20 protein-coding genes are annotated in these 23,544 nt (G+C 66.1%); 8 read left to right on the forward strand and 12 right to left on the reverse strand.

Translation table 11 applies throughout. From position 1 onward, the window contains the following. The first annotated feature begins 111 nt into the window (after positions 1 to 111). The 3 genes from FAZ98_RS20135 to ppk2 all read left to right on the forward strand — a co-directional run bounded on the left by FAZ98_RS20135 (position 112) and on the right by ppk2 (position 2,462). Positions 112 to 921, forward strand: a complete 810-nt coding sequence (locus FAZ98_RS20135) for a FadR/GntR family transcriptional regulator (protein WP_158953152.1) — start codon at positions 112 to 114, stop codon at positions 919 to 921. Positions 922 to 979: 58 nt separating this feature from the next. Beyond that, a complete protein-coding gene (locus FAZ98_RS20140; RefSeq protein ID WP_158953153.1) occupies positions 980 to 1,375 on the forward strand; it encodes a VOC family protein in 396 nt (131 codons plus the stop codon). A 178-nt stretch (positions 1,376 to 1,553) separates the two neighbouring features. Then, on the forward strand, positions 1,554 to 2,462 hold the full coding sequence (gene ppk2, locus FAZ98_RS20145) for a polyphosphate kinase 2 (RefSeq protein ID WP_158954090.1): 909 nt from the start codon (positions 1,554 to 1,556) through the stop codon (positions 2,460 to 2,462). A 116-nt stretch (positions 2,463 to 2,578) separates the two neighbouring features. Here ppk2 and FAZ98_RS20150 read toward each other — a convergent pair whose 3' ends face one another. Both FAZ98_RS20150 and FAZ98_RS20155 read right to left on the reverse strand, forming a co-directional pair. Next, entirely contained in the window at positions 2,579 to 4,162 is a 1,584-nt protein-coding gene (locus tag FAZ98_RS20150; RefSeq protein ID WP_158953154.1) for an inorganic phosphate transporter, read from the reverse strand. Between the two features lie 495 nt (positions 4,163 to 4,657). After that, complete coding sequence (locus FAZ98_RS20155; protein ID WP_158953155.1) at positions 4,658 to 5,062, reverse strand: helix-turn-helix domain-containing protein; 405 nt, start codon at positions 5,060 to 5,062, stop codon at positions 4,658 to 4,660. Between the two features lie 375 nt (positions 5,063 to 5,437). Between FAZ98_RS20155 and FAZ98_RS20160 the strand changes: the two genes are divergently transcribed. Further along, positions 5,438 to 6,055: a hypothetical protein gene (locus tag FAZ98_RS20160; RefSeq protein ID WP_158953156.1), complete on the forward strand. Its 618-nt coding sequence runs from the start codon at positions 5,438 to 5,440 to the stop codon at positions 6,053 to 6,055. 6 nt (positions 6,056 to 6,061) lie between these two features. On the opposite strand, the gene FAZ98_RS20165 is transcribed toward FAZ98_RS20160, so the two are convergent. The 4 genes from FAZ98_RS20165 to FAZ98_RS20180 all read right to left on the reverse strand — a co-directional run bounded on the left by FAZ98_RS20165 (position 6,062) and on the right by FAZ98_RS20180 (position 10,477). Continuing rightward, positions 6,062 to 6,721, reverse strand: a complete 660-nt coding sequence (locus tag FAZ98_RS20165) for a hypothetical protein (RefSeq protein ID WP_158953157.1) — start codon at positions 6,719 to 6,721, stop codon at positions 6,062 to 6,064. A 27-nt stretch (positions 6,722 to 6,748) separates the two neighbouring features. Beyond that, positions 6,749 to 7,342, reverse strand: a complete 594-nt coding sequence (locus tag FAZ98_RS20170; protein ID WP_158953158.1) for an IMPACT family protein — start codon at positions 7,340 to 7,342, stop codon at positions 6,749 to 6,751. An 823-nt stretch (positions 7,343 to 8,165) separates the two neighbouring features. Further along, on the reverse strand, positions 8,166 to 8,480 hold the full coding sequence (locus tag FAZ98_RS20175) for a hypothetical protein (protein WP_158953159.1): 315 nt from the start codon (positions 8,478 to 8,480) through the stop codon (positions 8,166 to 8,168). A 329-nt stretch (positions 8,481 to 8,809) separates the two neighbouring features. Then, positions 8,810 to 10,477 carry an acyl-CoA synthetase gene (locus FAZ98_RS20180; protein WP_158953160.1) on the reverse strand — a complete coding sequence of 556 codons (1,668 nt, stop codon included), beginning with the start codon at positions 10,475 to 10,477 and terminating at the stop codon, positions 8,810 to 8,812. Between the two features lie 201 nt (positions 10,478 to 10,678). Between FAZ98_RS20180 and FAZ98_RS20185 the strand changes: the two genes are divergently transcribed. Then, positions 10,679 to 11,488: a Crp/Fnr family transcriptional regulator gene (locus FAZ98_RS20185; RefSeq protein WP_158953161.1), complete on the forward strand. Its 810-nt coding sequence runs from the start codon at positions 10,679 to 10,681 to the stop codon at positions 11,486 to 11,488. Positions 11,489 to 11,564: 76 nt separating this feature from the next. Here the strand turns inward: FAZ98_RS20185 and FAZ98_RS20190 are convergent, their stop codons facing one another. The 3 genes from FAZ98_RS20190 to FAZ98_RS20200 all read right to left on the reverse strand — a co-directional run bounded on the left by FAZ98_RS20190 (position 11,565) and on the right by FAZ98_RS20200 (position 15,863). Continuing rightward, positions 11,565 to 12,188 (reverse strand): LysE family translocator, encoded by a 624-nt coding sequence (locus FAZ98_RS20190; protein ID WP_158953162.1) that lies wholly within the window; start codon positions 12,186 to 12,188, stop codon positions 11,565 to 11,567. 172 nt (positions 12,189 to 12,360) lie between these two features. Next, complete coding sequence (locus FAZ98_RS20195) at positions 12,361 to 14,073, reverse strand: peptidoglycan D,D-transpeptidase FtsI family protein (protein ID WP_158953163.1); 1,713 nt, start codon at positions 14,071 to 14,073, stop codon at positions 12,361 to 12,363. A 242-nt stretch (positions 14,074 to 14,315) separates the two neighbouring features. Further along, complete coding sequence (locus tag FAZ98_RS20200) at positions 14,316 to 15,863, reverse strand: methyl-accepting chemotaxis protein (protein ID WP_158953164.1); 1,548 nt, start codon at positions 15,861 to 15,863, stop codon at positions 14,316 to 14,318. 603 nt (positions 15,864 to 16,466) lie between these two features. Here FAZ98_RS20200 and aepX point away from each other — a divergent pair. From aepX to FAZ98_RS20215, 3 genes are read left to right on the forward strand one after another with little or no spacing between them, the layout of a single operon-like run. Continuing rightward, a complete protein-coding gene (gene aepX / locus FAZ98_RS20205; protein ID WP_158953165.1) occupies positions 16,467 to 18,170 on the forward strand; it encodes a phosphoenolpyruvate mutase in 1,704 nt (567 codons plus the stop codon). Further along, the gene (aepY, locus tag FAZ98_RS20210; protein WP_158953166.1) at positions 18,167 to 19,354 is read left to right on the forward strand and encodes a phosphonopyruvate decarboxylase; all 1,188 of its coding nucleotides are present in this window, start codon (positions 18,167 to 18,169) and stop codon (positions 19,352 to 19,354) included. Before aepX ends, aepY begins: the two co-directional genes overlap by 4 nt. 28 nt (positions 19,355 to 19,382) lie before the next feature. Continuing rightward, positions 19,383 to 20,450 carry a 2-aminoethylphosphonate aminotransferase gene (locus FAZ98_RS20215; protein WP_158953167.1) on the forward strand — a complete coding sequence of 356 codons (1,068 nt, stop codon included), beginning with the start codon at positions 19,383 to 19,385 and terminating at the stop codon, positions 20,448 to 20,450. Positions 20,451 to 20,536: 86 nt separating this feature from the next. On the opposite strand, the gene FAZ98_RS20220 is transcribed toward FAZ98_RS20215, so the two are convergent. The 3 genes from FAZ98_RS20220 to FAZ98_RS20225 form a co-directional block, all read right to left on the reverse strand. Beyond that, positions 20,537 to 21,793 carry a PepSY-associated TM helix domain-containing protein gene (locus FAZ98_RS20220; RefSeq protein ID WP_158953168.1) on the reverse strand — a complete coding sequence of 419 codons (1,257 nt, stop codon included), beginning with the start codon at positions 21,791 to 21,793 and terminating at the stop codon, positions 20,537 to 20,539. A gap of 355 nt (positions 21,794 to 22,148) precedes the next feature. Further along, positions 22,149 to 22,298, reverse strand: coding sequence for a hypothetical protein (locus tag FAZ98_RS35420; RefSeq protein WP_199272355.1), 150 nt, complete (start codon positions 22,296 to 22,298; stop codon positions 22,149 to 22,151). Between the two features lie 527 nt (positions 22,299 to 22,825). Further along, positions 22,826 to 23,413 (reverse strand): nucleotidyltransferase family protein, encoded by a 588-nt coding sequence (locus FAZ98_RS20225; protein WP_158953169.1) that lies wholly within the window; start codon positions 23,411 to 23,413, stop codon positions 22,826 to 22,828. Positions 23,414 to 23,544: the final 131 nt, after the last annotated feature.

Here is a 23,544-nt window from a genome sequence, read left to right on the forward strand (position 1 = left end):
GCGTTGGGGGCGGCGGGCTATCGGCGCATGATTCCCGTTTCCGCCGCGGCGCTCAAACTGGTTGGACCAGTAGTGTATGCTGTAGGCCGGGCGTAGCGAGCGGAGAGGCGGATGAAGGACAGAGGCACGGAGAGGGACAGCGCGCGCGGCCGCGTGGACGCGGTGTTGCGGCGTATGGAGACGGCGTTGCTCGACGGTACGTGGCGGGCGGGCGAGAAGCTGCCTTCGGAGCGCACGCTCGCGCTCGACTACGCGGTGGCGCGCAACACGGTGCGCGAGGCGATCCAGCGGCTCGCCGCGCGCGGACTCGTGCAGAGCCGGCGCGGCGCGGGCGTGTTCGTGACCGACCAGTTGCGTACGGGCTTTGCCTCGCCGTGGGGCCAACTCGTGGCGGATCACCCGGCGTTGCGCGACGACATCCTCGAATTCCGGCGCGTGCTGGAAGGCGCGACCGCGTATTTCGCGGCATTGCGCGCCAGCGACGACGAACTCGCGGCCATCCGCATGCGGCTGCAGGCCCTTGAGCGCGCCCGTGCCGCCGACGACAAGGCGGCCGAGGCCGCAGCGGACGCGCAACTTCACGAGACGATCGCGCAAGCGTCGCACAACGCCATGTTTCTGCATTTGCACACGAGTGTGCTGGGCGTGCTGCGCGAGCACATCGCGAGCGGCGGCACGGGGTTGCGCGAGCGGCACGACGAGGCGTCGGGGCAACTGCTGCTTCAGCATCGCACGCTGTGCGAGGCCATACTCGCGCGGCGACCCGAAGAGGCGCGCACGGCCATGCAGACCCATATCGACTTTGTGCGCGCGAGCGCGGAGACGCCGGAAAGTGGTCCGACCAGTGCGCCCGAGCGGGCTCGCAAGGCCAGGCGGGCGGCACTGGCGCGTCGGCCGCGGGCAAAGACTGTTACAGTTTGAAGTCGTTTGAACCGGCGGCCGTTGCGCCGCCGGAACACCATGATCCAGGGGAACACGAATGAACGAGCGTGCCGCGCCCATCCTCTCGTTGAGCGCCGTGACGCTGACGGTGAGTGACATCGCACGCTCGATGGCGTTTTACGACGCGCTGGGTTTCGTGCGCAAGCCGGGGCCCGAGGTGCCGGGTTTCGCGTCGTTCGTGCTGGGCGGCCAAGGTGGCGAAGGCGTGGCGGCGGCCTGCTATCTGAACCTGCTGGAAACGCCGCATGGCGCGGTGGGCGGTTGGGGGCGCGCGATCTTCCATGTCGCGGACGTCGACGCGTTCTACGCGCGCGTGACCGAGGCGGGCGCGACGCCCGAATTCGCGCCGCGCGACGCGCCGTGGGGCGAGCGCTATTTCCATGTCGTCGACCCGGACGGCCACGAATTGAGCTTCGCGAAGCCGCTCGCGTGATCTATCGACGAAAAACGCGCGTAAATCGGGCGCGGCAATGCATTTGAAATATTCGTGACACTCGCCGCGCCGATAGTGGCGCGAGGCCGCGTCCGCACGTCACAGCGCGACGCGGGTTGGCAGATACCGAACGAGGAGCAAATCCATGAATGAAATCGATCGCGCAGCCAATGCCGAGATGCAGGAAGCGGAGGCCGAAACGCAACGCCGCCAGCGCCTGCACGAAGAACTGATCGACGCCTACGACGAAGAGCTGGAAATGGAAGTCGATGACCGCTTGCAGGAAGGCGGTCTGGACATCAGCGACGAATCGCGCGCGCTGCGCCGCGTCTATTTCCGCGAGCTGATCCGTCTGCAGGGCGAACTCGTGAAGATGCAGGACTGGATCCAGAGCACGGGCCACCGCCTCGTGGTGATCTTCGAAGGCCGCGACGCGGCGGGCAAGGGCGGCGTCATCAAGCGCATCACGCAGCGCCTGAACCCGCGCATGTGCCGCGTGGCCGCGCTGCCCGCGCCGAACAACCGCGAGCGCACGCAATGGTATTTCCAGCGCTATGCGCAGCATCTCCCGGCGGGCGGCGAAATGGTGCTGTTCGACCGTAGCTGGTACAACCGCGCCGGTGTCGAGCGCGTGATGAACTTCTGCACGGACGAAGAGTACGAAGAGTTCTTCCGCTCGGTGCCCGAGTTCGAAAAGATGCTCGTGCGCAGCGGCATCCAGATCGTCAAATACTGGTTCTCGATTACCGACGACGAGCAGGAAGTGCGTTTCCAGAGCCGTATCGAAGATCCGCTCAAGCAATGGAAACTTTCGCCGATGGACCTCGAAAGCCGCCGCCGCTGGGAAGCGTACACGCACGTGAAGGAAGTGATGCTGCAACGCTCGCACATTCCGGAAGCGCCGTGGTGGGTGGTGCAAGGCGTGGACAAGAAGCGCGCGCGCCTGAACTGCATCAGCCATTTGCTGAGCCAGGTGCCGTATCACGAGGTCGAGCATCCGCAGGTCACGCTGCCCGCGCGCGTGCATCATCCGGATTACATCCGTCAGCCGGTGCCGCAGAGCATGATCGTGCCGGAAATTTATTGACCCACCGGTTGGATCGACACCAATAAAAAAGCCGCGCACCCAGCGCGGCTTTTTTCATTCCGGCCAGCCAACGAGCGGGCGCCTGCCTCATCGCTCGCTCGCCGCCTGCGGCAAACTCAGAACACGTGGCGGAACACCCAGTACAAACCGGCGGCCAGCAGGATCGAAGCGGGCAGCGTGAGCACCCACGCGAGCACGAGGCTGCGCACCGTGCCCCATTGCAGGCCCGAGCCGCTCGCGGCCATCGTGCCGGCCACGCCCGACGAGAGCACGTGCGTCGTCGAAACGGGCAGGCCGTACACGTCGGCGGCACCGATCGTCACCATCGCCACGAGTTCGGCGCTCGCGCCTTGCCCGTACGTGAGGTGCGTCTTGCCGATGCGTTCGCCCACCGTCACCACGATGCGCTTCCAGCCGACCATCGTGCCGAGGCCCAGCGCGATCGCCACGGCCACTTTCACCCACGTCGGGATGAACTTGGTCGCGTGATCGATCTGGCCGCGGAAGTTGTCGATGGCCTTCGAATCGGCGGGCGAGAAGGCCACGGCCTTCTGCTTGTCGATCACGCGGATCGCTTCCGAGATCAGGTACATGTTGTTGCGCACGTTATCGACGACCGATTGCGGCACCGCCGAGAGCGCGCCGTAGCCGCTGACCTGCTGCGCCACCGTGTTCGACAGCGCGGCGAGCGCGGGCACCGTCGCGGGCGCGATCGAGCGCGAGCCGACGAAGCGTTCGACTTCGCCGCGCGGGTCCGCGGGCGCCGGCACGCCGTTCGTATAGTTGCTCAACGAATGCGTGGCTTCGTGCGCGACGGCGATGAAGGTCTGCGTCTGTTCGGCCGTCACCGCGCGGTTCAGCGCGTACGCCGTGGGCACCGTGCCGATCAGGATCAGCATGATGAGGCCCATGCCCTTCTGGCCGTCGTTCGAGCCGTGCGCGAACGACACGCCCGTGCAAGTCAGGATCAGCAGCGCGCGGATCCAGAACGGCGGCGGCTCGTTGCCCTTGGGTTCGGCGTAGAGCGCGGGAATGCGCACGACCGCCTTCAGCACGAGCAGCAGCAGGCCGGCGAGCAGGAAGCCCACGATCGGCGAGAACAGCAGCGACTTGCCCACGCCCACGGCCTGGCTCCAGTCCACGCCGCTCGTGCCGCTCGCGCCGTGCATCATCTGGTTCATGAGGCCGACGCCGATGATCGAGCCGATCAGCGTGTGCGAGCTGGACGAGGGCAGGCCGAGATACCACGTGCCGAGGTTCCAGATGATCGCGGCGATGAGCAGCGCGAACACCATCGCGAAGCCCGCGCTGCTGCCCACCTGCAGGATCAGTTCGACCGGCAGCAACTGAAGGATGCCGAACGCGACGGCGCCCGTCGACGTGAGCACGCCGAGGAAATTCCATGCGCCCGACCAGATCACGGCGAGGTTGGGCGTGAGCGAATGCGTGTAGATGACGGTCGCGACCGCGTTGGCGGTGTCGTGGAAGCCATTCACGAATTCGAAGCCGAGGGCGATGAGCAGCGCGATGCCGAGCAACACCCACGGCATGGCGGAGCTTTGGCGCACGGGCGAAAGGTCGTCGGCGAGATGCATCGCCACGTACACGGCGCCGGCCACGATGACGAGCAGGAACGCGATCAGACTGACGTTCTTGCCGCGCGGCTGGGCAGCGCCCGGTTGAAGGGATAAATCCGGCATGGCTGACGGGCTCCTGGGGGTTGGAGGGAGGGCAAAGATTTCACCATCCTGACAAGCCCGCGTGTCGCTTTCATGACAGCCGTGTGCCAATCATGCTGTGTAGATGCGGTGTTTTCGTATGTAGATATGCGAAGTTATGAAATGTTGGCCGAATTTAGCCGTTGCGCCTCGGAGGCGCAGAGCGGCCGCTCGCGGCGTGCAAGATCACGCCGCACCTTACGGCGGCGATACACGGGCGCGCGTTTGCCGGCCCTTCGCGAGCAACGCTCCGCCGCTCGCGGATGGGTCTCCGCAAGTGCGTTGCGTCGTTCGTCGGCATTGAGTCACGCCAGTCGGTTCGCGCGCGGCGCGGGACGGGGAGCGTGACAGGAAGCGGGCAAGGTGCGGGCTGGGCGAGGCGGCGGTGCGTCGCGTGGCTGGCGTGGGCGGCGCGCGGCTGAAACTCCGGCGGAAGGGCGAGGGCGCCTTCGTGGGTTCAGCCGCGAGCGCGCCGTCCTATCGCGCCGACTTCGACAGCCGATGTCCGAGCCCGAGGTTCGAGACGATCTGCCAGGTATACACGCGCGAATAGTGCACGCCGAACTGGCGGCCGATCAGTTCGCGCACGCGGCTGTTGGTCCACGCGTCGCTCGGAAAGCCGTGTTCGCGGGCGGAGCCGTGCAACGCGCTCGCAATCCAGCCCAGCGCGGCCTGGTCGAGCACCGAGGGCCGGCCGCCCACGCTCATCTGCTGGAGCGCGGCGAGCCCGCCGTCTTCGACGATGGTCTTGTAGCGCCGCACCGTTTGGGCGGAAAGGTGCAGGGAATCGGCGACGGAATTGACGGTCGCGCCTTCCATCAACATCTGGCCGGCGGCCATTCTTCTCGCCACGCTCGGCAAATTCTCGGTTCGGGTAAGCATAGGTTCACTCGTCGACGAAAGATTGCGGACATGCGGCTTGCGGTAGCCGCTCCGGTAACCCTCTTTGCAAGCGGGTTTGTCGCTTGCCACGATCTCGCGCCAAGGTGGTGCGCGACGCAAGATTCATGACGGACGGCGAAATCAACATCCGGTAAAGGACGCCTGTTGCGTAACACCTCGTGTTCCGCAGCGGATATTAATAATTGTTTTTGTAGGGAATGTGTATAGCTAGCGGAAAAATAGTCTGCTTGACTTGTGGATTGAGCTGAACTAATGGGAAAAAACAACCGACTCGCAATGCTCAACAATTCGCCTGACCATTGCACATGATGCATAACATGCGTATCGCATTCGCACGATTTTCCGATTCCCTTAATGAAGGACATAGTCGAATCGAGCATTTTGTCTGATTATTGGCGACTTAATGCATGGCTGATATTTCCGTCGATATTGCGAACGTTCGTTAGCCTTTTGCACCGCAAGAAATGCAATTTCGATAAACGTTTTATTATTTTTGTGCACAATGCCCATTCGCCGGTAAAACGCGGAAATTCAAATGCGAATCGAGTTACACCAGCAATGAATATCGACATCGAGGCGAAAGTGATTCGCTTGCTGCAACGCGCGGCGGGTCGGCGTTCGCTCGTGCCGTATCACGCGTTTCATGCGCTGTTCGCGGGCGCGGTGCCGTTGCGGGAGCGCTATGAAAAACTCGAAGCGGCCGCCGCGGCATTATGCGATCCGGGCGACGCCGATTATGTCGCGTTGCTCGCGACCGATTCGGGCCTGCCCGGCCCCGACTTCTTTACGCGCTTCCGGCGCTTTCACGGCGAGCGCTATTACGCCCTGCTCGGCGCCGATCGTCATCGTACGTTGCGGCTCGCCGAGAAGCGCGAGCTTGCGAATGAAGCGCGCGAGCGCGTTTATGCGCATCACGCGCGCAACGTGGGCGATCCGGCGGCCGAGCCGGATGGCGAGGTCGAACGTCTGTAACGCGGCTTAATCGAGCCGATTGCGGTCGCGCACGAGTATCGACACGTAAATCGCCGTGCAAACGATGATCACGGCCACGCCCGCATAGACCTTTTCGTTATTGAATTCGATCAAGCCCAGCACGGCGATGGCGATACCGGTTGCCGATCCGAGTGTGCCGACGGCCGCGACGAATATGCGCAGCCGGCTCCAGACGCGATGGCGCCGCGCGGGGCCGGCGCCCTCCATAAACCGATGCAGTCGATCGAACATGGCGGCTCTTCCTGTGCGTGGAAAGCGGCGGAACGGACGAAGGGCGAAGACCGGAGACTCTCGCAGCGCGCCGCCCTGGTCATCGGAAGGCGAGCGCCAAAAACCATTATAGGCAGCGGTTTTTTCATCCGAAGCCGAATGCGTGCATGGCACGGGCCGGGGGCGGCTCGCCGCGACTTGCTTCGGTCGCCGCGCGTTGGTTCGCAATCGTCCTGAGTTTTTCGCCACGTTTAAGTTTGTCTTAATTTTGCGTGGCCATAGTGGAGTCGTCGGGTCGATTTGATAGTTCGATTCGGTTGTCTCTTCACGTCCCCTGTTGGCCGCCGATGCGATCGGCGGCTTTTTTTTGCCCGCGTTTTGCCCGCGCCATGTTTGCAATATGGTTGCGCACGCAACCAACGCCGTGCCGTTCACTACGGCCGGCGCAGTTCCGGGAAGGCGTCAGACATACTCGGGGAAGCCCGCGCGGCCTTGCGTGAGATCGCGCAGCGTCTCGCGGGCGGCGTTCACAGCGGTGGCGGGAAGCTGGATCGTGAGGCGCACGGTCATGGTGTACTGGCTGTCGGCGAGCGTGAGTTGCTCCTGCTCGATCCAGTGCCGCACGTGGGTTTCGTCGGGATAGCCCACCTCGACCGTGAGCCGCGCCTGGGCGATGCGCTCGATGCGCGGTGCGCCTTGCAGCGCGCTGGCGATGGCGTCGGTGTAGGCGCGCACGAGGCCGCCCGCGCCGAGCTTCACCCCGCCGTAGTAGCGGATGACGGCCGCGAGCACACCGTCCAGGTCGTGATGGCGCAACACCTCGAGAATCGGCCGCCCGGCGGTGCCGGACGGTTCGCCGTCGTCGGACATACCCGACTGGCCGCCCGCCAGCAACGCCCAGCACACGTGCGTGGCGGCCGGGTGTTCGTCGCGCAGACGGCGCAACTCGACCATGGCCGCCTCGCGGTCCGCGACGGGAATCGCGTGCGCGATGAAGCGGCTCTTGCGGATATCGAGTTCCGCGCTGACGGTGTGGGCAAGCGTGAAAGTGGGCACGACGGAAAGTCGGTGTACGACGGCGCGACGGAAACCGCCATGTTAACCGACGCCATGTCGCCGCTCCTGCGTCCGTCCCCATATCTTGTCAGTTTACGTAACGGTTTCTTGCGCAAGATGCAGGTGACGCGGCGGCAAGTAGCACCGATAATGCTTGGCGTGACGGGTCTAGCTCTGGCTGGAGCGAAGCCGAACTCCTCATTCGGTGATCCGTCATTTATGTGATTGCACGCGGCGCTGTTCTGGCGAAGCGTTTTCCCCGCCCAAGGCTTCCCGCGCGGAGGCAAAAAAATCCCCGGTCTGGATGATGTCCATCGACCGGGGGTCATAAGGCTCGCCTGTTCTCAAGAGGCAACTTCACCTTACGTCCGCCAAAATCCGTCGGCAATCGGAAAAAAATCTCGCCCAAAAAAAATCCCGGCCATCGCTGGCCGGGTGAATGAGAATACACCGTGCGCTCCGGGGAACGAAACGCTCTTGTACGGTACTCGCGGGCCTGCGCCCGGGCAACGGCGGCGCATTACCCAGGTTTACCAACGGCGGGCTTTCGCCACCGGCGCAACCATGGCGCGCGGCGCTTTGGTATCGATATCGCAGGGGTTTTCGGGCAAGTCGCCTTGCTTACGAAGCCCGGCGCAGGAAAGACTTGGCAAGAAAAGTCATGCGGGGACGCATTCAGAAATGCGCGAGGCCGGTTTCCCTTGTCGGGAGAACCGGCCTCGGTGGCTGCCTCGTGCGCGCCTCATGGTGAGCCTTACGTCATGAACATCACGACCGGGTCACGGCGCGTGGCAGTCCGGCATCCTCATCGAACGCCTGCCGCTCAGTAACGCGGCGGGGGCGGCGGACGATGGTCGTCACGCCAGTGCGGGGGACCCGGATCGTGCGGATGATGGTGCATCCACTCGTCGTGCTCCCAATAACGGTGGCCGTCCCAGTAACGGTTGTCATGCCAGCCAATCGACAACTGCACGCCCACCGGCATCATGTGCGGCTGGCCGTATTCCGGCGCCGAGTTGGCCCGCAGACCATACGGCGCCGATTGGGCGTAGGCGCCCGAAGCACCCATCAGTGCGCCACCGGCGATGAGCGCGGCGGCGAGAACGCGGGCGGGGGTCTTCCAGCTCTTCGTGTTCATGTTGATACCTCCTCTCAGTTTCGTCGTCGCGTCGCAGCGAGTGCGTTGCGTTCGACCATGGAGGGAAGCTTATCGGCCCGAAGCCGGGGAATACGTGACCACTTGTAAGCTTTCATTTCAACGGACAAACCGGCCGGAAGCAGGCAATCTGACAGTCCGGCCTTGATGCAAAACGGATTACCGCGTGTTTCTGACAGTCCGGGCGCGCCGTTAAAAGGGCCGGTTTGTCAACGGACGTTACATTCGAGCAGCGTGCCGGCGCCCGAACGGCGGCTCCGCGTGGATTTTTTGTCGCTACGCGGCCCGCTGATCGCCCGCACATTGCTCGCTTATCGTCCCGAAATCGGTCCCGAGCCCGCTTCCTGGTCGATCGCGCTCTGCGACTTCACCTGCGCGCGCAGCTCGTACTTCTGGATCTTTCCGGTGGCCGTGCGCGGCAATTCGCCGAACTTCACGGCGCGCGGCACTTTGTAGTGCGCGAGAAACTGGCGGCAGTGCGCGACGATCTCCTCGGCCGTGGCGCTCGCGCCCGGCCGCAACTCGACGAACGCGCAGGGCACTTCGCCCCATTTCGCATCCGGCATGGCGACGACCGCCGCGAGCGCCACCGCCGGGTGCCGGTACAGCGTGTCCTCGACCTCGATGCTCGAAATGTTCTCGCCGCCGGAAATGATGATGTCCTTGCTGCGGTCGGTGATGCGCACGTAGCCTTCGGGCGTCATCACGCCCACGTCGCCGGTATGGAACCAGCCGCCGCGAAAGGCATCTTCGGTGGCGCGCTCGTTCTTCAGATACCCCTTCATGCAGATGTTGCCGCGGAACATGATTTCGCCGAGCGTTTCGCCGTCCGCGGGCACGTTTTCCATGGTTTGCGGATCGCGCACGCTCACGCCGCTTTGCAGGTGATAGCGCACGCCCTGACGCGCGGCGAGGCGCGCCTGTTCCTCGTCGGGCAGCGTCTTCCAGCGTTCCTGCATGGCGCACACGGCGGCGGGCCCGTACACCTCGGTCAAGCCGTACACGTGCGTGAGTTCGATGCCGATGGCCTTCATCTTCGCGATGACGGCCGGCGCGGGCGGGGCGCCCGCGACCATCGTGTGGACCGTGTGCGCAATGCCTTCGCGATACGCGGCGGGCGCGTCGGCGAGCGCGCCTTGCACGATCGGCGCGCCGCAGTAGTGCGTGACGCGCTCCTCGCGGATGAGATCGAACACGAGTTTCGCGTCGAACTTGCGCAGGCACACGTTCACGCCCGCGCGCGCCGCGACGGTCCACGCGAAGCACCAGCCGTTGCAGTGAAAGAGCGGCAGCGTCCAGAGATACGCGGCGTGCTTCGGCATGTCCCATTCGAGGATGTTGCTCACCGCGTTCAGATACGCGCCGCGATGGTGATAGACCACGCCCTTTGGGTCGCCGGTGGTGCCCGAGGTGTAATTGAGCGCGATGGCGTCCCACTCGTCGGGCGGCGGCGCCCACGCGTAGCCGGGATCGCCTTGCTCGAGAAACGCCTCGTAATCGGTCGCGCGCGGAAACTGAGCCGGATCGGCGGCCGCGATATCGGCCACGCTGATGATCTTCAACTCGGGAAATTCGAGCGCCGCGCGCTGCGCCAGCGCGCCGAATTCGGTATCGACGATGAGCGCCTTCGCCTCGCCGTGCCGCAGCATGAACAGCATCGTGGCCACGTCGAGCCGCGTGTTGAGCGTGTTGAGCACCGCGCCCAGCATCGGCACGCCGAAGTGGGCTTCGACCATCGCCGGAATATTGGGCAGCAGCACCGCGACCGTGTCGCCGCGCCCGATGCCCGCGCGTTCCAGCGCGCTCGCGAGACGGCGCGTGCGCGCGTAGGTGTCGCGCCAGTTGCGGCGCACCGCGCCATGCACCATCGCGAGGCGGTCGCCGTAGACTTCGGCGGCGCGCGCGATGAAATCGACGGGCGTGAGCGGCACATAATTGGCTTCGCGCGGCGCGAGACCTTGTTCGAACGGATGCGGCATGGCGATGTCTCCTGGAAGGTCGCGCGGCGAGCGACCGCGGTTTTGTGCGTATTTGTGCGTATGATTCGCGCTACCGTAGCAGGGCGGCGCGCGCGAGTCTGTCATCGGCGCGACAGAGCCGTCATGCTGCGTTTTACCCGAGCCGGAAACCGCTCAAAAACCGCGCCAAAACCCGCGCCAAAGCCGAAGAGATAGCCCGAGATGCCGCCGACGATTATGCGCCCCGACGGCGCGCCGCCCGAAGTCGATGCCACCGTTTCCGCCGCGGCCGCTGGCGAGACGCGGCACGAACCGGTGCGCGAGGGCGAACGCATCGACGCCGCGAACGCGCCGCGTTTGCGCGCGTTGTTCGAGCGTTGCGCGTGGTTTCGCGCGCTGACCGACGAGCATCGCGACTGGGTACTGGCCGCCTCGCATGCGCATGGTTACGGCGCGGGCGCGATCGTGGCGGCGCGCGAGGCGCCTTCGGACTGGTGGCTTGGCGTGAGCACGGGGCTCGTGAAGCTCGCGATCTTCAATGCCTCGGGACGCGGCTGCACGTTTTCAGGTGTGCCGCACGGCGGCTGGTTCGGCGAGGGCAGCGTGATCAAGCGCGAGCAGCGCAGATACGACGTGATCGCGCTCCAGCCTTCGCTCGTGATGGCCGTGCCCGCCGGCACGTTTCACCGGCTCATGGACCACAGCCTGCCGTTCAACCGCTTCGTGATTCATCAGCTCAACAATCGCATGGGCGAGTTCATCGCGCTGATCCAGAACAGCCGTTTGCTCGATGTCGATGCGCGCGTGGCGCAGGCGCTCGCGCAGATGTTCAACCCCGATCTCTACCCCGAAACCGGCCGCGCGCTCGACATCTCGCAGGAGGAAATCGGCATGCTGGCGGGCGCCTCGCGGCAGCGCGTCAACCAGGCGTTGCAGATGCTGGAGCGTAACGGTCTGGTCGCGCTCTCGTACAACCGCGTGGATGTGTACGACCTCGAAGGCTTGCGTGCGTTCGGGCGCGAGCAGATCTGATGCGACTGCGCTTTTGACACGCAACCCGGGTTCGCCGTGTTACCCGCGCTTTAGAACGCCGCCGCGCGCTCCGCGCTCAGTGGTCGAGCGCGAGCCGCGCACCGATTCCCACGAGCACGACGCCCATTGCCGCGTCGATCGGACGGCGTAATTTGCGATAACCGCGCTGCACGCGCGCGGTGGAGAACAGCAGCGCCATGGCCGTGAACCAGCAGATCGACACACCGGCGACCGTGGCGACGGTGGCCGCATGCGCCCACAGCGGAGCGTGCGCGGGCAGCAGCGTGACGAACAGACTGCCGAAGAAGGCCGCCGCCTTCGGGTTCGTCAAACCGACGAGCAGGCCGCGCCGGTACGAGTACGCCGCGCCGGTTTGCTGCGCGGCGGCCGCGGGTTCGGCGGCGCCCGCTTCCTGGCGCAGGCTCATGAGAATGCGCACGCCGAGATACAGCAGATACACGGCGCCCGCGATGCGGATGCCTTCGTAAAGCCAGGCGAGCTGCGTGAGCACGATGCCGAGACCGAACACCGCGAGCGTGGCCCACAAGCCGTGCGACGTGGCAATGCCCGCGGCGGCGAACAAACCGGAGCGGCGGCGCGCGAACGCGTGCGAGGTGACGGCGAGCATGTCGGGGCCGGGGCTCGCGCACGCGAGCAGCATGACGCCGGCAATGGCGGCGAGTTGAGGCAGGAAGTTCATGATGAGCCAGGCGGTGGTGCGAACGAGCGTTGAGGATACCGCGAACGTTCGCGCCGCGCTGTCGAAATCCGGCAAAACGCGGCGGCGCGATTCGCTGCGGCGCGATGGGAAACCGCGCCATCGACATTGCTCAAATCAAGCCGCTCGATCGGAGCTGCTCGATCGGAACCGCTCAAGCGTCCGGCGGCACGCCCAGCAATTGCAGCGCGCCCGCCGTCACGCCCGCGAACACCGGGCCGGCCACCGTGCCGCCGTAGAACGAGCCGCCCGCCGGATCGTCGATCATCACGGCCACGATCACGCGCGGCGCGCTCATGGGCGCCATGCCCACGAACAGCGCGCGGTAGCGGTTCTTCGCGTAGCCCGCGCCGACCTGCTTGCGTGCCGTGCCGGTCTTGCCGCCCACGCGATAGCCTTCGACATTGGCCGCGCGACCCGTGCCGCCTTCGCGCGTGGCCATTTCGAGCATGTTGCGCAGCGCAGCGGCGGTCGCGGGCGTGGTGACGCGATGCGGCGCGAGCGCGGGTACGGTGGCGGCGTCGTGCATCAACGTGGCGGGGTGAAGCGTGCCGTCGCCGGCGTAGGCCGTGTAAATCTGCGCCATTTGCAGCAGCGAAGCCGAGAGCCCGTAGCCATATGCCATGGTCGCCTGCTCGATCGGGCGCCAGCGCGCCCACGGCCGCACGCGCCCGGCCGCGACGCCGGGAAACGTCACGCCGGGCCGCTGGCCGAGCCCGTATTCCTGATACTTGTCCCAGATGGTGCGCGCGGGCAGGTTCAGCGCGAGCTTGGCGAGCGCGATGTTGCTCGACTTCTGGATGGCTTCCGCCACGGTCATGCGGCCGTGGTTCGAGGTGTCGTGGATGGTGGCGGGGCCGATGCGGTAGGTGCCGGGCGAAGTGTCGATCACGCTGTTCGCGTTCACGCGCCGCAAGTCCATGGCGAGCGACACCACCACGGGTTTGATCGTGGAGCCGGGTTCGAACGTGTCGATCACCGCGCGGTTGCGCAACTGCTTGCCGGTGAGCCGCGCGCGATCGTTCGGGTCGAACGACGGCCAGTTCGCGAGCGCGAGAATTTCGCCGTTGTGCGCGTCGAGCACGACCACGCTGCCGGCTTCGGCGCGATGTTTGGCCACCGCCGCCTTGAGCTGCGTGTAGGCGAGCTGCTGCACGCGCCGGTCGATGGTGAGCTGCACGGTGTCGCCGTTGCGCGGCTGCACCGGCGCGCTGGTTTCGGAGATCACGCGGCCGAGCCGGTCGCGGATCACCTCGCGCTGGCCCGGCGTGCCGCGCAGGCGCGCGTTCGCGGCGAGTTCGACGCCTTCCTGGCCCGCGTCTTCGACATCCGTGAAGCCCACCACGTGGGCCGCCGATTCGCCCTCGGGGTAATAGCGCTTGGAGTCGGCGATGAGCGTGATGCCGCCCGTGGTCATCTCTTCGATATGGCCGGCGGTTTCCGCGTCGACCTGGCGCTTGAGCAGCACGAACGAACGGTCGCCCGCGAGCCGCTTCTCCAGCTCCTTCGCCGGCATGGTCAGCAGGCGCGCGAGCGGCGCGTGCGCGGCCGCGTCGAGCAATTTGGGATTCGCCCACACCTCGAAGGTGGCGAGGCTCACGGCGAGCAGCGCGCCGTTGCGGTCGGTGATGCGCCCGCGCATGGCGTCGAGTTCGAGCGTGCGCTGGTAGCGCTTTTGCCCCTGCTTCACGTAAAAGTCGTGATTGCCGATCTGCACCCAGAACGCGCGCCCGGCGAGCGCCGCGAAGGCCGCGAACAGCACGAACACGACAAATCTCGAGCGCCAGGCGGGCAGGCGCGGCGCGAGCATCGGATGACGGGTCGCGGCCGCGTGCGGGTCGCGCGGCGCTTTGCGTGTGCGGTTCATGGGAGTGAAAAGCGGGGATGGGAGAATAATATTGTAAATTTAATGTAATTAAAATGAAATGATGGGCGCCCAGCGTGACGGATCGGGTTGCGCGGCGTCATGCCGATCGAAGTGCGGCGGCGCATGGAAGCGCGTGGAAACCCACGGTACGAAAGCGTCGCGCAAAAAGAAAAGGGCCGCGAATGCGGCCCTTTCCCATCGACGAAACCGTGCGCGCTAACGCGCGGCGCGTCGCTTCGTCGTCAGATTCCCACCGGCAACTGGAAGCTCGCGATCGACTCGCGCAGCATGTTCACCTGGTCCTTCAGCGAATGCGCGGCCGCCGCGGCTTCTTCCACCAGCGCCGCGTTCTGCTGCGTTACCTGATCCATCTCGCCCACGGCGCGGTTCACCTGCTCGATGCCGGCGCTCTGCTCGCGCGAGGCGTTGCTGATTTCTTCGAGGATCTCGTGCACGCGCCGCACCGACTGCACGATCTCGCTCATCGTGGTGCCCGCGTTGGTCACGAGCTGCTGGCCTTCGATCACGGTGCCCGTCGACTTTTCGATCAGCGCCTTGATCTCCTTGGCGGCCGTTGCCGAACGTTGCGCGAGACTGCGCACTTCGCTCGCGACCACGGCGAAGCCGCGGCCCTGCTCGCCGGCGCGCGCCGCTTCCACGGCCGCGTTCAACGCGAGAATGTTGGTCTGGAACGCGATGCCGTCGATCACACCGATGATGTCGCCGATCTGCTGCGAGCTGGTGGTGATGTCGCCCATCGTGCGCACCACGTCGTCCACCACGGCGCTGCCACGCGTTGCCACGTCGGCGGCCTGGCTCGCGAGCGAGGCGGCATGCTGCGCGCTATCGGCGTTCTGGCGCACGTTGGCCGTCATCTGGTCCATGCTCGAGGCGGTTTGCACGAGCGCCGCCGCCTGTTCCTCGGTGCGTTGCGAGAGATCGGTGTTGCCCGCGGCAATTTCGTTCGCGCCCACGTTGATGTTCTCGGCGCCGCTGCGCACGCGCGCCACGGTTTGCACGAGCGCGCCCTGCATCGTCGCGAGCGCGCGCATCAGGCTGTGGTCGTTCGCGCCCTGCACCTTGAGCGGCAGCGTGAGGTCGCCGTCGGCGATGCGGTTCGCGGCATCCACGGCCACTTCGAGCTCACCGCCGATACTGCCGCGCACGCTGCGCACCACGAGCATCATCACGGCCGTCGACGCGGCGCCGAGCACGAACGTCACGAGCAGCCAGCGCACGAGGCTGCCGTAGAACGCTGCGCTCACGTCGTCCATGTACATGCCCGTCACGATCACCCAGTCCCACGGCGCGAAGCGGCGGCCGTAACTCGTCTTCGGCACCGGTTCGCTGTGGCCGGGCTTGGCCCAGAGGTAGTCGAGGAAGCCGCCGTCGGGCTGGCTCGCCGCGCGCACGAGTTCGGAGAACACGTGCACGCCCGCGGGGTCGGTGAAATCGGCGAGCATCTTGCCGTTCAGCTCGGGCTTGATCGGGTGCATCAGCATGACCGGCTTCGAGTCGTTGATGCTCAGATAGCCGTCGGTGCCGTAGCGGATCGCGCCGATGGTGGCGAGCGCCTGCTTCTGCGCTTCCGCTTCGCTCATCACGTTGCGTTGCGAGAGCGTGTAGTAGTAGTTCGCGACGCTGGTGGCCTCCTCGACGAGCGAGGTGAGTTGCGCGCGCCGTTCGCGAATCATGCCGTCGCGGCTTTGCCAGGCGCCGAACGCGACGATCAGCAACAGGCCGATCCAGAGGATCGCGATCATCGAGCGGAGTTTCTTGTTGAGGGTCATCGTCTGCGGGTTCGGTCGGGTCTTTCACGTGGCGGCTGCGTGCCGCCGCTGTCTTGTTGCTCTGCTGGCGTCGCGAGGCCGCCAGAGTGCATTAACGGCGCGGCGCGGCGCGCGCGAGAGTCAGGGGGAACCCTGCCCAGGCAGTGTTTCCTCATACGAATCAGCGGGTTGCGGTGTGGGATCGTCGATACTGATTGCCTACGCCGCGGCCCGCGCCGCGAGCGCATGCGACAGCGCGCTGAAACGCACGCTCAACAGCGCGCAAAAGCCACAAAATTCCCTGCAACACCATGATTTGCCACGATTGGCGGGGATCGACAACGGCCAGGATTCATTTCCGCTATAGTCGCGACTTCGGCCCCGCGCCGGCGCGGCTTCGCGGCCTGTTTCCAGGCGCGCTCGAAGCCTTTTCGCGAGGCGTTGCGCCCGCTTTCGACTTGAATGCGAATCGCTTTGAAAGCAGTTTTTAAGGCAATGTCGAAAGCGCGCGCACGGCCTTGCGGACGTCGGCGCCCGAAGCGGTTTTTCCCAACGATGCCTTGCAACGAGTGACGCGCGGCGCAGCACCGCTGCCGCAACGCGACGTCCACTGGAGTCTCACACATGAACGCACGCGAACCTGCTCTGGTTCCCGCATCGCGCGCCGCACGGCTGCGCCAGATGCTCATCAGCAACGAACTCGAATTCCTGATGGAAGCGCACAACGGCCTTTCCGCACGCATCGCGCGCGAGGCCGGCTTCAAGGCGATCTGGGGCTCGGGCCTCTCGATCTCCGCGCAATTCGGCGTGCGCGACAACAACGAGGCGAGCTGGACCCAGGTGGTCGACAACCTCGAGTTCATGGCCGACGCGAGCGATCTGCCGATCCTGCTCGACGGCGACACCGGCTACGGCAACTTCAACAACGTGCGCCGCCTCGTGCGCAAGCTCGAACAACGCGGCATCGCGGGCGTGTGTATCGAAGACAAGGTGTTCCCGAAGACCAACAGCTTCATCGGCGGCGAAGCGCAACCGCTCGCCGACATCGACGAATTCTGCGGCAAGATCAAGGCCGGCAAGGACTCGCAGACGGACGAGAACTTCTCGATCGTCGCGCGCGTGGAAGCGCTGATCGCGGGCTGGGGCATGGACGAGGCGCTCAAGCGCGCGGAGGCGTATCGCCTCGCGGGCGCGGACGCGATCCTGATCCACAGCAAGCTCTCGAAAGCCGACGAAATCCTCACGTTCGCGCGCGAGTGGGCCGGCCGCGGGCCGCTCGTGATCGTGCCGACGAAGTACTACAGCACGCCGACCGAAGTGTTCCGCAAGGCGGGCATCAGCACGGTGATCTGGGCGAACCATCAGATCCGCGCGGCGCTGTCGGCCATGCAGGCCGTCACCAAGACGATCTACGACACGCAAACGCTCGTTGACGTGGAAGACCGCATTGCTACGGTGAACGAAATTTTCCGCCTGCAAGACGCCGACGAATACTCGGAAGCCGAGAACCGCTATCTCTCCGCCAATTCGCGCGGCGCGGGTTCGGCGATCGTGCTGGCCGCGAGCCGCGGTTCGGGCCTCGACGCCTACACGGAAGACAAGCCCAAGGTCATGCTGCCGGTCGCGGGCAAGCCGCTGCTGCGCTGGCTCGTCGACGCCTTCAAGAAGCAGTCGGTCAACGACATCACCGTGGTGGGCGGCTACAAGGCCGAAGCCATCGACACGGCCGGCATCAAGCTCGTGCGCAACGACCGCTACGCATCGACCAACGAACTCGCCTCGCTCGCGTGCGCGGTAGGCAAGCTCGAGAACGACACCGTGATCTCGTACGGCGACCTGCTGTTCCGCAGCTACATCCTGCGCGATCTGGTGGAAACGGAAGCCGACTTCAGCGTGATCGTCGACTCCTCGCCCGCCACGGAAAACAGCAGCACGCGCGACTTCGCGTGGTGCTCGGCCGCCGACGAACGCGATCTGTTCGGCAACAAGGTCTTCCTCCAGCGCGTCTCGGGCGAGCAGGAAGCGAACGGCGCACAGGCGCACGGCCGCTGGATCGGCCTGCTGAACGTGCGTGGCGCGGGCCGCGACAAGCTCGCGAAGAAGCTCGCGCAACTGCAAACGCGCGCCGACTTCGACACGCTCGACGTGCCCGCGCTGCTCAACGCGCTGATCGAAGACGGCGAGCAGATCGAAGTGCAATACGTGCACGGCCACTGGCGCGGTGTGAACGACCTCGAAGACTTCCGCCGCGCGGGCGATTTCGCGCACGCACAAACCCCGCTCGGCAGCGACGTCGTCACGCCGGACAGCGCGGAGGGCAATGCATGATCGAAGCGGCGCAATTCGTCGAAGCGGCGCGCGAGCGCGGCTTCGAATGGTATGCGGGCGTGCCGTGTTCGTATCTCACGCCGTTCATCAATTACGTGCTGCAGGACGACACGCTGCACTACGTGAGCGCGGCGAACGAAGGCGATGCGGTCGCGCTCACAGCGGGCGTGGCGCTTGCCGGCAAGCGCGGCATCACGATGATGCAGAACTCGGGCCTCGGCAATGCGGTGAGCCCGCTCACGTCGCTCACGTGGACGTTCCGCCTGCCGCAACTGCTGATCGTGACGTGGCGCGGCCAGCCGGGCGTGTCCGACGAACCGCAGCACGCGCTGATGGGCCCGGTCACGCCGCAGATGCTCGACACGATGGAGATTCCGTGGGAGACCTTCCCGACGGAAGCCGAAGCCATCGGTCCGGCACTCGACCGCGCGCTCAGGCACATGGATGAAACCGGCCGCCCGTACGCGCTCGTCATGCAGAAGGGCAGCGTCGCGCCGTTCGAGCTGAAGGGCGGCGGCGCGATGCCGGCACGGCACGCGCTGCCCGTCGCGCAGTCGCAGTGGACCGGCCGGAGTCCTGAGCAATTGCCCACGCGCCAGCAGGCGCTCGAACGCGTGATCGCGGCCACGCCCGCCGAGTCGACGGTCGTGTTCGCTTCCACCGGCTTTTGCGGCCGCGAACTCTACGCGCTCGACGACCGCGCGAACCAGCTCTACATGGTTGGCTCGATGGGCTGCGTCACGCCGTTCGCGCTCGGCTTCGCGCTGGCGCGCCCGGACCTGAACGTGGTGGCCGTCGACGGCGACGGCGCCGCACTCATGCGCATGGGCGCGTTCGCGACGCTCGGCGCGTACGGTACGCCGAACCTCACGCACGTGCTGCTCGACAACGGCGCGCACGACTCCACCGGCGGCCAGGCCACCGTTTCGGCGCAGGTGTCGTTCGCGGCGGTCGCGGCGGCGTGCGGTTATGCCGATGCCGTGGAAGGCGACGACCTCGCCACGCTCGACGCCGCGCTGGCGGCGGCGCGCGAACGCGCGCGCGGCGCCTCGGGCGTCGAAGGCACACGTTTCGTACGCCTGACGATCAAGCGCGGCACGCCCGACGGCCTGCCGCGTCCGACCATCACGCCGCCCGACGTGAAGACGCGTCTCATGCGCCACATCGGCGCGCTCGCCGCTTAAGCCGGCTTTACAAGGCAAGGATCCGCCGATGCTGTTGCTCAATCCCGGCCCGGTCACGCTCACCGAACGCGTGCGCCGCAGCCTCTTGCAGGAAGACCTCTGCCATCGCGAGAGCGAGTTTTTCGACGTGCAGGAAGAGGCGCGCACGCGTCTCGTGGGCGTCTACGATCTCGATCCCGCGCAATGGCAAGCCGTGCTCATGACGGGCTCGGGCACCGCCGCGGTCGAAAGCATGATCGCCTCGCTCGTGCCCGCCAACGGCAAACTGTTGATCGTCGAAAACGGCGTGTACGGCGAGCGCATCACCGCGATCGCCACGCAGTACGGCATCGCGCACGAAGTCGTGAAACACGAGTGGATGCAGGCGCCCGACCTCGCGCGCATCACGGCCGCGCTCGACGCCGACAAGGCGTTCACGCACGTTGCGATCATCCATCACGAAACCACCACGGGCCGCCTGAACGACCTGCGCGCATTGGGCGAAGCGTGCCGCGCGCGCGGCGTGCAGATGCTCGTGGACGGCGTGAGCAGCTTCGGTTCCGAGGCGATCGATTTCGCCGACACGAGCATCGCCGCCGTGGCCGCGACCGCGAACAAGTGCCTGCACGGCGTGCCGGGCGCGGCGTTTGTGATCGTGCGCCGCGCGGCACTGACCACGGCCGCGAGCCGCACGTACTACCTCGACCTCAAGCGCCTCGCCACGTTGCAGGATCAGCGCAATACGCCGTTCACGCCTTCCGTGCACGCGTATTACGCGTTGGTCGAAGCGCTGCGCGAACTCGCCGACGAAGGCGGCTGGCAGGCGCGTCACGCGCGCTATGCGGCGCTTTCGGAGCAGGTGCGCGCGGGTCTCGCGGCGCGCGGCATGGACAGCGTGTTGCCGCAGGACGAGTCGTCGGTGGTGCTGCGCGCGTTCCGGCTGCCCGCGGGCGTCGATTATCCGAAGCTGCACGACGCGCTCAAGGCGCGCGGCTTCGTGATCTATGCGGGGCAAGGCGGTTTGTCGAAGGAACTGTTCCGCATCTCGACGATGGGCAACATTCACGCCGCCGACATTGAGCGTCTGCTCGCTTCGTTCGACGAGATCGCGCGCTGAGATTTTCCGCGCGTTAGTACCATGAAGTACCATGAAAAAGGGCTTGCTGCGAGGCAAGCCCTTTTTGTTTTGATCGTGCGCGTCGCTCAGTGGATGGCGCGTTCCGGCGCGGTTTGCAGCGCCGCGGCCGCTGCCGCGAGTTTCGCCGCCTTGGCTTGGGCCGCGAGCTTGCCCGCGCGTCGTGCTCGCGCTTTCTTCAGCCAGATGACGACGCCCGTGACGCTCAGCGCGGCGACGAACAGTCCCACGAATGTGATGGCGATGCGGCCGGGCAGTCCGGCGATACGGCCCGAATGCAGCGGGAATTGCGCCTGGATGAAGATGTCGCCCGCGCTGCCTTGGCCGGGGATCTGGCTCGCGAGCAGCGCGCCCGTGCGGCCGTTGAAGATGAGCCACGGATTGCCGAGGCCCACGTCGCCGTGATCGTTGCCCGCGGCGAAATAGCCCACGGCGTAAGTGCCGACGGACGGAATCGCGAACAGGCCGCCCGGCGGCGCGCTGATGCCCTCGCGTTGGCCCGCCTGTGCGGCGAGACCGGCGATGCGGTCGCGCGCGGCATCGGCTTCGGCGGCCGTGAGACCGGGGCCGGGCACCACGGTGCGGAACGGATCGGGCGCGAGCGTCGAGAACACGGACACCACGGGCCGCACGACCTGTGCGCCGAGATTCATCGAAATCGACGTGACGGCCACGACGATCAGCAAGCCCCAGAGCCACACGCCGCCTGAGCGGTGCAGGTCGAACGCGAGCGTGTAGCCGCCGCGCTTCACGCGGAACGCGAATGACTTGCGCCAGCTCTTGAGGTTCGGGAACGCGAGCACGATGGCGATGAAACCGTCGAGCAGCCACACCATGCCGACCACGCCCATCGTCCAGACACTGAAGTCGATGCCCAGCTTCGTCGGCAGGAACAGCGTGTAGTGCAACTGGTAGAGAAACGGGATGAGGTTGAGCGGCTTCAGCGAAGGCGCGCCCCACATGCGGCGGCCCTGCTCGGCGCCCGTGACGGGATCGAGCGCGACCTGATTGAAGTCGAGCGGATACGGCGCGCCGGTTCTCGGATCGATACGCGGCGAAACGCGCGCCATCCACGTCTGGCCCGGTTCGACGGACAGCGGCATGTAAGTGACTTCGGCGTGCGGCTCCTCGGCTTCGAGGCGCTTCGCCAGTTCGAGCGACGGCAGCGGCGCGCCGGGCGTCGTGCTGTGAAAGAAGGTGGGGTTGAGCAGCGCGTCGAGTTCGTGATCCCAGGCGATCACCGCGCCGGTCAGCCCGGCGATAAACAGGAACGCGGCGATGCCGAGGCCGAACCAGCGATGCAGGCGGACGAGCAGCGGTCTCATGCGGAAATCCGGCGTGCGGGCTGGCGAAAAAGGACGAACTCGATCACGGCGGCGGTCACGGTACTCGGTAGCGGAAAACGGAGAAACGACAGAATAAGCGCAAATGGCGCGAATGCGAATCGTTTGCATCATACGGATGCACGATTGGCGATGCAAGCTTTACGAAAGGATTGGTGATGGGGCGCGAGCAGCGCCCGATTACCGTTAATTGCCGTGCGGCGAGCGGCCGCCACGCGCGACGGGCTCGCCACGGATCGTGAAGGCGTGCGAAGAACGTGCGGCGCGCGGCCGTCGATGTGCCTGCCGCGCGGGAGCCTTGTGCGCGTTGGGCGACTGGCGTTCGGCTGGCTTGAACTCAGACCGGGTCTTTGTCCGGCGGCCCGTCCGGCTGCTGCGGCTCGTCGCTGTGATGGCCCGGCGACGGCGGCGAAAGCGGATCGCGTTCGGGATCGCGCGTCGGGTCGGCGAGCGGATCGGGGAGCGGGTTCGTGTGCGAGCAGATCATCGCGTTGTCCTCGTGCGTGCGTGGGCTTTCGTCTTCTAGCGTAGACGATCGTCACGCAGCTTGCGCGCCTGCTCCCTGTGTATCGATTTGCGCGCGTTTCCCGTGGGATCGACGCGCGATGCCGCAAACTTCGGCGCCATTGTTGCAGCGGGCGAAACGCTGTTTGTATTCGCCTGACGTTTTTCGAAGTCTTTCCAACCCTTACACTTCCGCCTTCTCAAAATAAGGAGCGACCACAGAGCGCTCCGATCGTCCTTGCAGGAGTGGTGTCATGGGTGCGGCAGTGATTGCGGTGGTGTTCGTAGCGGGTCTGTTCGGCGCGCCGTCTATGTTTGGGCACGGAGCGGCCCACGCGGGCCAGCAGCCGGAGGCGACGACCCCGGCGGCCACACAAGCCGCGACGCCGACTCAGCCGACGCTCGCACCTGCCGCCACCGAAGTCGCGTCGGACGACACCGTGCATCCTTGAACTACACGAGGCGCGCTTGCGGCACGTGTTTCAGCGTCCGGTTCCCGGCGTGAGTGTTTTACAGACCCTGTAGATCCGCGGGCGTGTCGATGTCGCGCAGCACGCCCGGGTCGTCCACGTCGATGCGCGTGACCGGCTGTGTGCTGAAGATCGCGCGCGCGCCCGCGTCGCCGTCGAGCGCGCTCAGCGCCTGCCGGTGCGAATAGCCAAAACCGACCGGATGCCCGCGCTGGCCGCCATGAAACGGCGCGACCAGCGGCGCGCCCGCGTCGAGCGCGCGCGCCACGGCTTCGATCGTCGAAACGGCAATGCACGGCATGTCGGCGAGCGCCACGATCCAGCTTTCCGCTTCGTGGTCGGCCTCGATGCCGGCCGCGAGGCTCGCGCCCATGCCGCGTGCGGCATCGGGCGCGAAGATCACGTCGCAGCCCGCGTCGTTGAGCACGTGCGCGAGCGTCTCGGCGCCGGGCCGCACTACGGCGATCACACGCGGCACGACCATGAGCAGCCGGTGCGCGGATTCGCGCGCGACGCAGGAACCATCGGGGAGCGGGGCGAGAAGCTTGTTGCGCAGACCGTTGGGATCGAAGCGCGAACCGGTGCCGGCGGCGAGCAACACGCCGGTGGCAAGCGAAGCATAGGCCATGGGGTGTACCGCGCGGGAGAAGAGTAAGGGCCGATTGTGCGGCGCAACGGCGCGCGGCGCAAGCCCCGCTCGCGCCAATCTGCCTGCATCGTCCGACGGTCTTTTCGTCTATGCCGATGCAATGCAATGCC

The sequence above is a fragment of the Paraburkholderia acidisoli genome (assembly GCF_009789675.1).
In the GTDB taxonomy this organism is placed as follows: domain Bacteria; phylum Pseudomonadota; class Gammaproteobacteria; order Burkholderiales; family Burkholderiaceae; genus Paraburkholderia; species Paraburkholderia acidisoli.